This is a genomic window from Rhizobium pantanalense (assembly GCF_030182525.1).
Classification (GTDB): domain Bacteria; phylum Pseudomonadota; class Alphaproteobacteria; order Rhizobiales; family Rhizobiaceae; genus Rhizobium.
Window position 1 is genome coordinate 42,024 of the sequence record NZ_JAQJCH010000015.1, and the last position, 12,871, is coordinate 54,894.

14 protein-coding genes are annotated in these 12,871 nt (G+C 59.7%); 13 read left to right on the plus strand and 1 reads right to left on the minus strand.

Annotation, left to right across the window (positions count from 1 at the left end; genetic code table 11):
* The first annotated feature begins 71 nt into the window (after positions 1 to 71).
* From PH558_RS29610 to PH558_RS29660, 11 genes are all read left to right on the plus strand, one after another.
* Positions 72 to 1,418, plus strand: coding sequence for an ABC transporter substrate-binding protein (locus PH558_RS29610; protein ID WP_285208014.1), 1,347 nt, complete (start codon positions 72 to 74; stop codon positions 1,416 to 1,418).
* A gap of 1 nt (position 1,419) precedes the next feature.
* The gene (locus tag PH558_RS29615) at positions 1,420 to 2,352 is read left to right on the plus strand and encodes a carbohydrate ABC transporter permease (RefSeq protein ID WP_285208015.1); all 933 of its coding nucleotides are present in this window, start codon (positions 1,420 to 1,422) and stop codon (positions 2,350 to 2,352) included.
* Positions 2,349 to 3,185, plus strand: coding sequence for a carbohydrate ABC transporter permease (locus PH558_RS29620; RefSeq protein ID WP_095437523.1), 837 nt, complete (start codon positions 2,349 to 2,351; stop codon positions 3,183 to 3,185). Before PH558_RS29615 ends, PH558_RS29620 begins: the two co-directional genes overlap by 4 nt.
* Positions 3,186 to 3,190: 5 nt before the next feature.
* Positions 3,191 to 4,009, plus strand: a complete 819-nt coding sequence (locus tag PH558_RS29625) for a sugar phosphate isomerase/epimerase family protein (RefSeq protein WP_285208016.1) — start codon at positions 3,191 to 3,193, stop codon at positions 4,007 to 4,009.
* Between the two features lie 11 nt (positions 4,010 to 4,020).
* A complete protein-coding gene (locus PH558_RS29630; RefSeq protein ID WP_285208017.1) occupies positions 4,021 to 5,097 on the plus strand; it encodes a Gfo/Idh/MocA family protein in 1,077 nt (358 codons plus the stop codon).
* Positions 5,097 to 5,915, plus strand: coding sequence for a sugar phosphate isomerase/epimerase family protein (locus PH558_RS29635; protein WP_113407096.1), 819 nt, complete (start codon positions 5,097 to 5,099; stop codon positions 5,913 to 5,915). The genes PH558_RS29630 and PH558_RS29635 overlap by 1 nt, the downstream gene beginning before the upstream one ends.
* Positions 5,915 to 6,739: an alpha/beta fold hydrolase gene (locus tag PH558_RS29640; protein WP_285208018.1), complete on the plus strand. Its 825-nt coding sequence runs from the start codon at positions 5,915 to 5,917 to the stop codon at positions 6,737 to 6,739. Before PH558_RS29635 ends, PH558_RS29640 begins: the two co-directional genes overlap by 1 nt.
* Positions 6,736 to 7,461 carry a ribulose-phosphate 3-epimerase gene (locus PH558_RS29645; protein ID WP_285208019.1) on the plus strand — a complete coding sequence of 242 codons (726 nt, stop codon included), beginning with the start codon at positions 6,736 to 6,738 and terminating at the stop codon, positions 7,459 to 7,461. The genes PH558_RS29640 and PH558_RS29645 overlap by 4 nt, the downstream gene beginning before the upstream one ends.
* On the plus strand, positions 7,458 to 8,495 hold the full coding sequence (locus PH558_RS29650) for an ROK family protein (RefSeq protein WP_095437517.1): 1,038 nt from the start codon (positions 7,458 to 7,460) through the stop codon (positions 8,493 to 8,495). The genes PH558_RS29645 and PH558_RS29650 overlap by 4 nt, the downstream gene beginning before the upstream one ends.
* 235 nt (positions 8,496 to 8,730) lie before the next feature.
* Positions 8,731 to 9,633 carry a heparin lyase I family protein gene (locus PH558_RS29655; protein WP_285208088.1) on the plus strand — a complete coding sequence of 301 codons (903 nt, stop codon included), beginning with the start codon at positions 8,731 to 8,733 and terminating at the stop codon, positions 9,631 to 9,633.
* Positions 9,634 to 9,888: 255 nt separating this feature from the next.
* Positions 9,889 to 10,626 (plus strand): L,D-transpeptidase family protein, encoded by a 738-nt coding sequence (locus PH558_RS29660; RefSeq protein WP_168192603.1) that lies wholly within the window; start codon positions 9,889 to 9,891, stop codon positions 10,624 to 10,626.
* Positions 10,627 to 11,084: 458 nt separating this feature from the next.
* On the opposite strand, the gene PH558_RS29665 is transcribed toward PH558_RS29660, so the two are convergent.
* Positions 11,085 to 11,261: a hypothetical protein gene (locus tag PH558_RS29665; protein ID WP_168192602.1), complete on the minus strand. Its 177-nt coding sequence runs from the start codon at positions 11,259 to 11,261 to the stop codon at positions 11,085 to 11,087.
* Between the two features lie 293 nt (positions 11,262 to 11,554).
* Between PH558_RS29665 and PH558_RS29670 the strand changes: the two genes are divergently transcribed.
* Positions 11,555 to 11,941: a hypothetical protein gene (locus PH558_RS29670; RefSeq protein WP_095437514.1), complete on the plus strand. Its 387-nt coding sequence runs from the start codon at positions 11,555 to 11,557 to the stop codon at positions 11,939 to 11,941.
* Between the two features lie 196 nt (positions 11,942 to 12,137).
* A complete protein-coding gene (locus tag PH558_RS29675) occupies positions 12,138 to 12,827 on the plus strand; it encodes a GntR family transcriptional regulator (RefSeq protein WP_285208089.1) in 690 nt (229 codons plus the stop codon).
* Positions 12,828 to 12,871: the final 44 nt, after the last annotated feature.

Sequence of the window (12,871 nt, forward strand, 5' to 3'; positions counted from 1 at the left end):
AAATTTTTATAAAACATATGCGAATACTGGCGCGGAGGTTTGGAGGTCGCCAGTCTTCCTGGGAGGGAAACATGACAGATATCAAGAAGACGCCGGCTCACGCCAAGGGTGCCGGACAATCGATAATGCTTGATCGTCGTCAGCTGCTGTTGGGTGCCGCCGGCGCCGCCATCGGTACGGCAACACTTGGTGTTGCCTCAGGCCTCGGTATCCGCCCGGCCCGCGCGGCCGATCGGACGGAAATCAGCTTTGCCAGTGCCAGCTTCTTCGGGAAGGAAGGGCTTGGCGATCTCGTCAAGGCTTTCAACGAGTCGCAAAGCCGCATCACCGTCAAGTTCATCGAACTGCCGCCGCCGAGCTCGTCGACGGAAGTCTATCAGGGCCTCGTCCAGCAGCTCGCCCGCCGCAATGGAACACCTGACGTTTTCAGCCAGGACGTGATCTGGATCGCGGGCTTTGCCTCTGCCGGCTGGGCTCTGCCGCTTGACGAGTATTTTCCGAAAGACAAGCGTTCCGATTATTTCCCCGGCACGGTGGCTGCCTGCACTTATGGCGGCAAACTGACCGCGCTGCCATGGTTCGTCGATTCCGGCATGTTCTACTATCGCAAGGATCTGATGGAAAAGCATGGCGGCAAGGTGCCGGAAACCTGGGCCGACATGGCGACGATGGCGGCAGAGGCGCAAAAGGCCGGCGACGCCAAATTCGGTTATCTTTGGCAGGGCAAGCAGGCCGAGGTTCTGGTCTGTGACGCCGTAGAAATCATCGCATCCAATGGCGGCTCGATCCTGTCCGCAGATGGAAAATCTTCTGTCATCGGCGACGATGCCGCCGTTGCCGCGATCCAGTTCCTGTACGACACCATCAACAAGACGAAGATCAGCCCTCAGAACGTGCTCTCCTGGGACGAAGAGCCCTCTCGCCAGCCGTTTACGTCTGGTGAGGCGATGTTCATGCGCAACTGGTCCTACGTCTACCCGATCGCGCAGGACCCGAAGGCCTCGCATGTCGTCGACAAGGTCGCCGTCGCGCCGTTGCCGCATTTTGCCGGCGGCAAGAGCTCGGCCTGCCTTGGCGGCTACCAGCTGGGCGTCAATGCCAACTCCAAGAAGCGGGAAGCGGCGATCGAATTTCTGACCTGGATGTCTTCACCCGAAACCCAGACCCGGCTTGCCCTTAATTTCGGTCTTGCGCCCTCGCGGCCTGCCATCTTCCAGGATGCGAAGCTCAAGGCCGAGCAGCCGTTCATGGCAAGTCTCCAGAACGTCTTCACCGGAGCCACGCCGCGGCCGATCACGCCGCAATATGCCAAGGTGACGCTGGCATTGCAGTCGAGTATCTCCAAGGCGCTGGTCAGCGGCAACGTCAAGGCGGAGCTTCAGGCCGCCGCCGCCCATATCAACAAGATCGTTGGCTGACATGGCCGTGACGATGACGGTTGCCGTTTCCGAGCAAACCCCAGGTAAGTCGAGGGCGCTGTCCAGCGCCCTCTGGCCCTGGCTGTTGCTGCTGCCGGCATTCCTTTCGCTCGCATCAGTATCCTTCTATCCGATCGTCAACGGCGTCTATCTGTCCTTCACCAACCGCTCGCTGATCACCCAGGACAATGATTTCGTCGGCATCGCCAATTATGTGCAGCTGCTGTCCGATCCGCCGTTCTGGAATGCCTGGTGGCATACGATCTGGTTTACCCTGATCTCGACCTTGCTCGAGACGTTCATTGGCCTGGCAATGGCGCTGATCCTTTGCGAAACCTTCGCCGGCCGGGGTATGGTCCGCGCCGCCATGCTCGTACCCTGGGCCATGCCGACCGTCGTGACATCGAAAATGTTCGGCTGGCTCTTCGACGGCCAGCACGGCATCATCAATTTCATCCTTCTGCATACCGGACTGATCGACCAGAACATCAACTGGTACGGTTCCCCCGATACGGCGCTGACGACGATCATCCTTGCCGATGTGTGGAAGACCACGCCATTCATGGCGCTTCTGTTGCTGACCGGGCTGCAGACCGTTCCGAAATCGCTCATAGAGGCCGCACGCATGGACGGTGCGAGAGCATGGACGATCTTCTGGCATGTCCGCCTGCCGCTCCTGATGCCGACACTGTTGATAGCCGGGCTCTTCCGTGCGCTCGATGCCTTCCGCGTCTTCGACCTCGTCTATGTGCTGACGGGTGGCGGTCCGGCAGATTCCACCGAGACCCTTTCAACTCTGTCCTACAAGGTGCTCTTTTCGACGCTGCAGTTCGGCTACGGCTCGGCTGTAACGACCGCCATGTTCCTCACCGAGGGGCTGATCGCCATCGGCTTCTGCATCTTCCTCGTGCGCCAGATCAGGAGGACGACGTGAACGGAGAGCGCTCAGTCTTCCAAAACATCCTCATCTATCTCGGCGCCCTGTTCATCCTCATCTGGTCCGCCGGCCCCTTCATCTGGCAATTTTCGACATCGCTCCAGCTCGACAAGGCCCTGACCGAGGGAACGCCCTCGCTCATACCGAACCCGTTCACGCTGGAGCATTACTACAATGCCTTTGTCGAAAAAGGCCTGCATCACTATGTGCTGAATTCGCTCGTCGTTTCCCTTGCGACCACCGCTCTTTGTCTGATCGTCGGCTCGCTCGCGGCCTTTTCGCTGTCGCGCCTCGATGTGAGGGGACGCTTCGGTATCCTGACGGTCATCCTTTCGGTATCGATGTTTCCGCAGATCGCCCTCGTCGGACCTCTCTATCTCATCGCCTCCGATCTCGGGCTGCTCGATACCTATACGGCGCTGATCATCACCTATCTCGCTCTGGGACTGCCGCTGGTGACCTGGGTACTGTTCGGCTATTTCGAAACGCTGCCGCGCGAGATCGACGAGGCGGCCCGCATAGACGGCGTCGGCCCAGTCGGCCTGCTCTGGCACATCATTCTGCCAATGTCATTGCCGAGTCTGGTCACGACGGGTCTGCTTGCCTTCATCACCGCCTGGAATGAGTTCCTGTTCGCGCTGGCCTTCACTTCGGACAGCGGCAGCCAGACGATCCCGGTCGGCATCGCCAACTTCACCAACCAATATTATGTGCCCTGGGGAGACATCGCCGCCGCATCGGCTGTCGTCACCATACCGCTCATCATTTTGGTGCTCTTCTTCCAACGACACATCATCGAAGGCCTGACCCAAGGCGGAATCAAGGAATAGCGGGAATGCGCAAGGACATAAAAGTCGGCTGCCAGACGTTCACATGGGAAATGCTCGGCAATGCCTGGACGGGAACGGCTGATGATCTGCTCTCGGCGATTTCCGCCGGCGGTTATTCCGGCATCGAAATCACCGATACGATGATCGGCCGTTATGGCGCGGAGCCGCGTGCCTTCGCGAATGCATTGAGAGATCGCGGCCTGACGCTCGTCTCCTTTGCCTTCGGCTCGAAGAGCGGCTTTACGGTCGCCGACGCGCTGAAGGACGATCTTGCGACGGCCAAGCGCTGGATCGATTATGCCGCGCATTTTCCGGGTGCACTCGTTTCCATCGGCTCGGCAACCGTCGTTTCTGACGGCCCGCGAGACGAGAAGTTCGCCATTGCCGGCGAGTTCTACAATCGCGCCGGCGAACTGGGCAAGGCCGCCGGTGTCGAGGTCGCCGTGCATCCGAGTTCGCATCACAATACGCTGCTGTTCGACCGGACCGATTACGACCGCATCTTCGCTCTGCTCGACCCGAGCCTGGTCGGCTGGGTGCCGGATACCGGTCATATCCTGCGGGGGCATGCCGATATGCTTGACACGATGCGCACCTATCAGGACCGTATCCGCTACCTGCATCTGAAAGATGTCGATGCGCAGGGCCGATGGGCGATGCTCGGCAAGGGCGTTCTCGATACGCCGGCGGTGATCGACCTTGTCTCGGCCGCTCCACGCTTTAACGGCTGGCTGGTGCTGGAGGAGGAATCCGAGATGGCCGGCGCTGATCCTGCCGCTGCGATCAAAGCCAATCGCCAAACCATGCGCGGCTACGGGGCGTAAGAGGGAGAACCATGATCGAAAAGGAAAGCCGCCGTCTTCGCGTCGGGGTCCTCGGCTGCGGCCCGATCGCGCAATTCGCGCATCTGGAATCCTGCGTTAAAGCCAGGAATGCCGATCTTTATGCAATCTGCGACGCAGCCCCCGATCTTCTTGCCCGCATGGGCGCGACCTACGAGCCGCAGAAGATGTACGACGATTTTGATGCCATGCTTGCCGATCCCGAGCTGGAGGCCGTGATCGTCGCGACATCCGACGCCTATCATGTGCCAATGTCGATCAAGGCGCTGGAAGCCGGAAAGCACGTGCTCTGCGAAAAACCCATCGGCGTTTCGGTCGAGGAAGGACAGCAGCTTGCCGAGGCCGTGCACCGGTCCGGCAAGATCCTGCAGGTCGGCCATATGAAACGCTTCGATCCGGCGCTTGAGGCAGCGCGCGATTTCGTGCGCGATGATATAGGCCAGATCTTTGCGATGAAGGCCTGGTATTGCGATTCCACCCATCGCTACACCAATACGGATGCGGTGCAGCCCCTGCCCGTCACCAGCAAGCTTGCGCGCAAACCATCAGGCAATCCCAAGGCCGATCTCAGGCAATATTTCATGCTCGCGCATGGTTCGCATCTCGTCGATACCGCGCGTTTCTTCTGCGGCGAGATCGTCGCCGTTCGTGCCCGGCTCCTGGAACGTGCCGGTGCCTATTGCTGGTTCGTGGAGACCGAGTTTGCCAACGGTGCTCTTGGTCATCTGGACCTGACGGTTGCCGTGCGCATGGATTGGCATGAGGGGTTTCAGCTTTACGGCGAGAATGGCTCGGTTCTCGCAAAGACCTTCAATCCCTGGTACTTCCGCTCGAGCGAAGTGGAAATCTTCCATGAGAAGGATGCGACGAGCCGGAAGCCGCTCGGCGCCGACGGCCATTTCTTCCGCCGGCAGCTGGAGGGGCTCGCCGATACCGCGCTGAACGGCGCGCCGATGCGCGGCGCCAATGTCGAGGACGGCCTAGCCTCCATCCGCGCGATGGTGGCGATCGCCCGCTCGGTGGAACAAGGCGAGCGCGTTGAACTCGCATCGGTTTCGGGAGCGGTCTGATGCAGATCGGGATATTCGCCAAGACCTTTCCCGGAACCGAGCCGCTCGGCGTTCTCTCGGCTGTGCGTGACAGCGGTTATGCTTGCGCGCAGTTCAATCTCGCCTGCTGCGGTCTCCCATCCATGCCCGATGCCGTTTCCGAAGAAACGATCGCGGCGATCCGGGCGGCCGTCGAGGCGACGGGCATCTCGCTTGCCGCCCTGTCCGGCACCTACAATATGGCTCACCCCGATATCGCTGTACGCCGAGCGGGCCTTGCCCAGCTCGCCGTCGTCATCGAAACGGCGGCGGCACTCTCGATTCCGCTGGTAACGCTTTGTACCGGAACGCGCAACCCGGACGACCAATGGGCCCATCATCCCGACAATGGCGATCCCTCTGCCTGGGCCGACATGGCGGCTGAAATGGCGAAGGCTCTGGAGCTGGCGGAACGGCATGGCGTCGATCTCGGCATCGAGCCGGAGCAGGCCAATATCGTCACCTCGGCCCGCGACGCCCGGCGGCTGATCGATGAGATCAGATCGGCGCGGCTGCGCATCGTGCTTGATCCGGCCAATCTCTTCGAACAGGCAACACCGGCCGAGGCGCGGGCGATCGTCGAAGAGGCGGTCGAAACGTCGGCCGGTCATATCGCCCTGGCGCATGCCAAGGATCGTTACAGCGATGGTCGCTTTGCAACCGCCGGACAGGGCATTGTGGATTTTGCCGATTTCATCGCGCGGCTGCTCTCGGTGAATTTCGACGGACCGCTCGTAACCCATGGCCTTTCGGCTTCGGACGCACCCGCCGTTGCCGGCTTTCTCAAGGCGCTGATCTGATGGGCAAGAAATGGTTCAAGCGCGATGATACAGAGCTTGCCGTCTACGAGACTGGGAAAGGACTTCCGGTCGTCTTCCAACACGGCCTGGGTGGCGATGAGGCGCAGGTGGCGCAGAATGCCCCCACTTCGGCCATTCACCGACTGACTCTGGAATGCCGTGGGCACGGCACATCCTCGCTCGGCAATGCGCGGCCCTTTTCGATCCGTATGTTCGCCGAGGACGTTCTGGCCGCGGCCACCGAATACGGGTTCGATCGCTTCATCATCGGCGGCATTTCGATGGGAGCGGCCATTGCCCTGCACCTTGCCCATCATCATGCCCAACGGATCGCCGGGCTCGTTCTCGTGCGGCCCGCCTGGACCTTCGAGGCATCGCCGGGCAATCTCGCGCCGATCCGCACTGTGGCTGCTCTGATCCATTCCCATCCGATCGCGGAGGCCAAAAGGCGCTTTATCGCCTCTGAAACCGGACGATGGTTCGCCTCGGAAGCACCGGACAACTTCTCCTCCCTGCTCGGTTATTTCGATAAGCCGGACGCCGTCGCTTTTGCGTCGGTACTGGCTGACATAGCGTCAGACGGGCCGGATGTGCCGCAGGCAGCCGCAGCCGCTCTTGCTATGCCCACCCTCGTTATCGGCAACCATCAGGATGCGATCCATCCGCTCTCCTGCGCGCAGACGCTCGCCAATGTCATTCCAGGCGCAAGCTTTGTCGAAGTTACCGCCAAGGCTGTCGACAAAAACAGGCATTTTGCTGAGGTCCAAGACGCCATCGCACATTTTTTCGCATCCAAAACACTCCGGAGCTTCGTTCCATCATGACGTCCAAACCCCTTTCCGGCCCGGCGGCCATCGCAGCGCTTCCCCGCAACAGGCTTCTCGGCGAGTTTTCGCTCTGGTCGGCAGATCTTGCGAATATGGAGACCGATCTCAGACGTATAGAGCCTTATGTGGACCTGCATCACATCGATGTCGCAGATGCGCGCTTTACGCCGGGCTTCCTGTTTTTTCCGGATTTCGTTGCCCGTATCGCCAAGTTAACCGCCAAGCCGATCCATGTGCATCTCATGGTCGAGGCTGAAATCGTCGAGGAGCAGGCGCGCCAGTTCATAGAAGCAGGCGCGGATTTGATCAGCGTCCACGCCGAAAACGGCGACGCCGGCTTGCGCGCCATTGCGCTTGCCAAAGAATTGGAGGCCGAAGCCGGCGTGGTACTGCGGCTGGAAACGCCCGTTTCGGCGATCGAGCCTTTCATCGATCATGTCGCCTTCGTGACGCTGCTCGGAACCTCGATCGGCCTCAAGGGACAAAGCCTTTCCGAAAAGGCCTGCGACCGGCTGGTCGAAGCGCGTTCCCTGCTGAGGAAAGCCGGTCGCGAAGATCAGATCATCCTCGCAGCCGATGGCGGCATTCGCGAACAGACAGTGCCGCTTCTGCGCCAGGCCGGAGCGCAGAACGTCGTTCTTGGATCGCTGGCATTCGGCGACAAGAACCTCGGCGACCGGATCGCCTGGCTGCACGGACTGGAGAGCCGGGTTTCGTGAAAAAGGTCGCTCTTGCATTCGATCTCGGTGGAACGGAGCTTCGCGCCGCACTTGTCGATGATGCGGGACGCCCTCTGTCGTTCTCGTTGTTGTCGACGGATGCGGCCGGCGGCCCCGCCGCAGTCATCCGCCAGATCGAGCAGCTGGCTGAAACGGTGTTGGCACAAACGCCCGATCTTTCGCCGATCGGGATTGGGATCGGCGCGCCTGGTCCGCTTGATCCGAATGCCGGTGTCGTTATTGCCGCCCCGACCCTGGTCGGATGGCATGAGGTCCCGCTGGCGGAGATTCTCCAAAACCATTTCAAGCTGCCCGTAAGGCTCGAAAACGATGCGAATGCGGCAGCGCTTGGCGAGTGGCGATATGGCGCCGGCCGCGGGGCGGGATCGATGGTGTTCGTCACAGTGTCGACTGGTATCGGCGGTGGCGTGATTGCCGACGGCCGGATCCTGCATGGCAGACGGGGCCTGGCGGCTGAGATCGGCCACATGACGATCACAAATGAGGGCGAACGTTGCTTTTGCGGTGCAGTCGGCTGCTTTGAGGCCGTCGCCTCCGGCACGGCACTCGGCAGGCGGGCAACGGCCCGCACCAAGCCATCAGACGGATCGATACTGCGCAAGCTCGCCGCCGATGCCGACGTGACCGGACGGCATGTCGTCGAAGCCGCGCGAAAGGGCGACGCCGATGCATTAGAGCTGCTGGCTGCCGAGGCGCGGTGGCTGGGGCTCGGCTTCACAAACCTGCTTCATCTCTATTCGCCCGACGTGCTTGTCATGGGCGGAGGAATTTCGCATGGCTTCGATCTTCTGCACGATCAAATGGCGGCGACGGTTCGCGAGCGCGCCATGCCCGCCTATCGCGACGTGCCGATCGTTGCCGCACAGCTCGGACGGCATGCCGGTCTGATCGGCGCCGCCAGCCTCATCTTCGACGGCTACGGAAAATCAGACCCCAGGCCGATTGGCACCAAAGGCACGAATAACCTTGATAGGACTATACCCGCCGGCAAAAAGGAGGCCAGCAATGGCTAATCTCAAGCTCCGCGACGCCCGCAAATCCCAAGGCGCTTTCTCGAGCATGGCATCTTGGCGCCCATCCATCCGTGCGGCGAACGGCGTGACATTGCCGATCGAAACACTCTTGACCCGCAATTTTCGGCCGATAGAAATGAATTGAGGCTTTGCAACCAATATCGTTGGTCAAGAAAGCTGGCTGGAGCCGCTACTTCTCAGACCCTGTCCCGTCTTGCGGAAAAGACCGACGATGATGACCTTGAGAACACCACAGCTTGCCTTCGTTTTATTATGCCTGGGTGCTTTGAACGGATCGCACGCCATCGCACAGGAAACAGCGGTCCCTCTGTCGGGCAGCTTTGCCGACCTATGCGCCGTCGACGGCGAACATCCATCCAAGCTCTGGAAGATCAGCGGCAGGCTGGACCCTGGCTCATGGAGATCGCGTATCATTTGCGATCTCTCATCCCCTTCCAGGCCGATATTGCGTATCTCGGTGCATCCCGGCGATGCTCCCGATCAGAGTGTCGGCGATGCACCGACTGAACGGGTAGAGATTCAAATCAAGAAAGAGGTTATCAAATTCGATGAGCCGACGTGGTACCATTTTGCCTTCCGGCTCGAAGCCCCTTGGCGGGGGCTGGGCAACCGCACCGTCATTCATCAGGTGAAACAGAATATTCCAACGGAAGAGACGAAGCCTCTTGGAGCTTGCCAAGCGGCAAATCCCTTGTTCAAAATCGAGGCCATACCATCGGAAACAGGCGCGAACTTCGTTGCCAAGGTGCGGGGGAGCGCTGACTGCAACGCCGGTCAATCCAAGATAATCTGCGGTCCCTGGCATCTCAATGTGGGTGACTGGAATGATGTGAATGTGATGCTGAAGCCGAGCTTGCAGGAGGGTGCAAGCGCCATACAGGTCTATCTCAACGGACGCGCCTGCGACCCCTCCTATACGGGGCGCCTCGGTTTTCTCGATCACGGTATGCGGCATGAAGACGGCCGCCCCTTCATCGACGTTCAACCGCGCTTTGGAATATATAGGGACACTCTTCCGGGTGTCGTGCAATCAATTGACTTCGCGGATATCCAGTTCTGGTCTACGGATCCTTCCAGTGATCCCGCTTGGTCGAAACTGGCAGTATCGGCCAAGTAATCTCCGATCTTTTCGGGCCGATGACAGAAACGCTCAGCGTGGCCGCCCCTTTGCCCATCTTTACAAAGACTTCAAAACAGGTCGGAAAATCACGATTTTCAAACGCCGTTGCCACAATTACGCCCGCCGTTTCCGGAATTGTCTGCAGCACGCACGCCCCGTCGACGCGGGGTGCAATCCGATGCATTCTTCGGGAAATATGGTTATCACGTGAAGACTAAAAAATTTGTTCTTTTGCCCGCTCTGGCTTTACTGATGGCAAGCGCCGCCGCGCATGCGCAGGAATGGAGATATCTACCGGATTACGGCGACGATCTGGATGGCGGCTATGTCGCTCCGCACTATTCGCGGCAGGCGCCGCCGCGCTATCGCGACGATCCGCGTCTCGACGATGGCTATTACTATCGGGGTGACCCTTACAACGACTATGACGACGAGGACGGCGATTTCCCGCCACCCCCTCGCCCAGGGCGCCAGGCTTCGATCGATCGGAATGCGGTGTCTCCCCAATTCAGTCCGGGGCTCAAGGACGACAAGCGGGCCAGTCTGGCGCAGTCGCCGATCCCGCGCAGCGTTGTGCGCTTCTCCGGCTACGATCCCGGCACAATCGTGATCTCCACCAAGGAAAAGCGTCTCTATCTCGTGCTCAACGACGGAACTGCCCTCAAATACGGCATCGGAGTCGGCAAGCAGGGCTTCGCCTGGAAGGGCACCGAGACGATCAGCCGCAAGGCGGAGTGGCCCGATTGGACGCCGCCCAAAGAAATGATCGCTCGCCGTCCGGAATTGCCTGACCACATGGAAGGTGGACTCAATAATCCCCTCGGAGCGAGAGCGCTCTATCTCGGTTCCACCCTCTACCGCATCCACGGCACCAATGAGCCGAACTCGATCGGCAAGGCGGTGTCGTCCGGCTGCATCCGCATGGCAAATCCGGATGTCATGGATCTCTATGGCCGGGTCGGCGTGGGAACAAAGGTCGTCGTTCTCTGATTGCACTCCGACCTTGCATAGGTCAACCTGGAGCAATTCCAAGGAAAGTGCGCAGCCGTTTCCGTCCGGAATTGCGTGAAGACAAAGAGCTGGAGCGGTTCATTTATTCGATGAAAAGCTGAACCGCTCTGACAGAACCGGAAACGCACATCATTGGACGGAGAAAGGCAGCCGTCACAGACACCATGGCCCCTGCATTTTGTCGCGCCTCGGAGGAAGCGCGGAAATCGGATTTTAAGCCACCGGTCTCTCAATTCGCATCCGAGCGGAATGAATAGGGGGAGAGGAAGGGCGCGGACGAAATCATCGGCGCTATGCAAGCCTGGACTCCGCAATACGCGGAGCCATTCGCCTGCTGAACGAATCCCGCCGATGCGGGCCGGCCAGATCGGAAAGCCGAGAACAATGAGCAAAGCGTTGTAAAAAACAGCGCCTTGCCTCATTCAAAAGGTCACAGTCTAACTACCTGTAATCTTGAATTCATTAGCATACTCTTCCGAACGCAGTGCATCGGCTTGGGAGGCCTCTGCTCCGTTGAAGAATTCCTGCAGGAGCCGGGTGATGCGCTCCGGCGATGTACCCTTGGCATATTCTTCCTGCATCCGGCGTCTGACTAGCATTTCCAAGACTGACATGTCTTTCACCTCATAATTCCGGCGCAAGGAAAATGTCGCTCTCAATGACACGGGAGGCAAGTTACAGTTTTTTCATGGTCTTGATGGCTCGACGACAAGACTTCTGATCTCTTTCGCTGCCTCGTGCCGGAAACGGTGCCGACCGAAGCGTGATCGATCTTTCGCTTGCCAAATGGCGACGTATCGTAGAATTGAAAGCGGCCAATCGGTCGGTTGTTTGCGCTTCGTTAACCTGCGTGCTTTAGCGGGCCACACCCCGACCTTTGGATGATGTCGCCTGCAAGGAATGAATAATGCCCATAAAGAAAAGCTCTGCCTCTGACGTTTTCCAGCGCAAGATTTCGGATTTTTGCGATATGCGGCTCAAGCCGCTGCTTCAGCCGCGTAGCTTCGAGAATATCAAAGGCTTCATGATCGGCCTGATCGTTTTCCAGTCGCGCCCTCCCCTTCGGGCAGGACGTGTCGACTTCCAGGAAATTGCCTCGCTCTGCGGCATGGACGAGGAGATGAGCCCGGAATTCAAGCGGGCTGCCCAGCCCGGTTTCGACGCGATTCTTCGCTGGCTGGGAGCGACCAAGAGCAATACGACCCGCATTTCGCCCGTCGTCGCAAAGGCCCCTTTGCGGGTCCCCGGCAAAGCCATGCCAGCCCAGACCGCACGCCGCGCTCTGGCCTCCTAATATGAAATGCATACCGGTCCGCTTCAGCGGACCGGTATGCCCTTTACCCGCCTCGACAGATCGCAAAAACCTGTACAGTATAATACCAGTAGCAAACAGGGCGACATTTCGTCGCCACGCCATCAACGGGAAGTCTGCCTTGGCAACTGATATTATTGAGCTGGTCAGGAAAGAGCTTGCTTCCGGCACAGAGGGGATGCCGCTCTACAAGCAGCTGAAGAGCGCGATCGAAACCGCCATCCGCAGCCACGCCTTCAAATCCGGCTCGGTATTGCCGGGCGAGCGATCGCTTGCGGAAACCCTCTCCCTGTCGCGCGTCACCGTTCGAAAAGCACTCGCCATGCTGGAGGAGGAAGGCATGTTGAGCCGACGGCAGGGTGCCCGCAGCGAGATTGGCTCGCGCGTCGAAAAATCGCTTTCCACCCTCACCAGTTTCTCCGAGGACCTGTGCGCTCGTGGAATGGAGCCCGGTTGCGTCTGGATTTCCAAACAGTTAACCCGACCTTCGCCGGCGGAGATGATGGCGCTCGGCATCTCAGCCAATGCGCAAGTCCTGCGGATGCGCCGCGTGCGAACAGCCGATGGCGCACCGATCGCAGTCGAACATGCCGCCGTGCCCGTGCGCTTCCTTCCCTCACCTTCGTTCGTCGGCGATTCCCTCTATGAGGCGCTGGCCGAGCGCGGCTTTCTTCCTAGGCGTGCCGTCCAGCGCATGCGCGCGCGCGCCGCCTCGCCCGAGGATGCGCAGCGTCTGCGCTGCGAACCGGGCGCACCGATCCTGACGACCGAGCGGCGGTGCTTTCTCGCAGACGGAGAGATCGTCGAATATTGCGAGACCCGCTACAAGGGCGAGGTCTATGATTTCGTCTTCGAACTGCAGCGATGATACCAGTTTAAAACCGGTTGCTTTCTGGTGATCATTCTCTATCG

Bases quoted from the DNA above. Each gene is read 5' to 3' on its own strand.
- PH558_RS29655 (WP_285208088.1), top strand. From the start codon at position 8,731: ATGACCTTGAGAACACCACAGCTTGCCTTCGTTTTATTATGCCTGGGT.
- PH558_RS29610 (WP_285208014.1), top strand. From the start codon at position 72: ATGACAGATATCAAGAAGACGCCGGCTCACGCCAAGGGTGCCGGACAA.
- PH558_RS29635 (WP_113407096.1), top strand. From the start codon at position 5,097: ATGCAGATCGGGATATTCGCCAAGACCTTTCCCGGAACCGAGCCGCTC.
- PH558_RS29640 (WP_285208018.1), top strand. From the start codon at position 5,915: ATGGGCAAGAAATGGTTCAAGCGCGATGATACAGAGCTTGCCGTCTAC.
- PH558_RS29645 (WP_285208019.1), top strand. From the start codon at position 6,736: ATGACGTCCAAACCCCTTTCCGGCCCGGCGGCCATCGCAGCGCTTCCC.
- PH558_RS29660 (WP_168192603.1), top strand. From the start codon at position 9,889: ATGGCAAGCGCCGCCGCGCATGCGCAGGAATGGAGATATCTACCGGAT.
- PH558_RS29675 (WP_285208089.1), top strand. From the start codon at position 12,138: ATGCCGCTCTACAAGCAGCTGAAGAGCGCGATCGAAACCGCCATCCGC.
- PH558_RS29630 (WP_285208017.1), top strand. From the start codon at position 4,021: ATGATCGAAAAGGAAAGCCGCCGTCTTCGCGTCGGGGTCCTCGGCTGC.
- PH558_RS29665 (WP_168192602.1), bottom strand. From the start codon at position 11,261: ATGTCAGTCTTGGAAATGCTAGTCAGACGCCGGATGCAGGAAGAATAT.
- PH558_RS29625 (WP_285208016.1), top strand. From the start codon at position 3,191: ATGCGCAAGGACATAAAAGTCGGCTGCCAGACGTTCACATGGGAAATG.
- PH558_RS29615 (WP_285208015.1), top strand. From the start codon at position 1,420: ATGGCCGTGACGATGACGGTTGCCGTTTCCGAGCAAACCCCAGGTAAG.
- PH558_RS29670 (WP_095437514.1), top strand. From the start codon at position 11,555: ATGCCCATAAAGAAAAGCTCTGCCTCTGACGTTTTCCAGCGCAAGATT.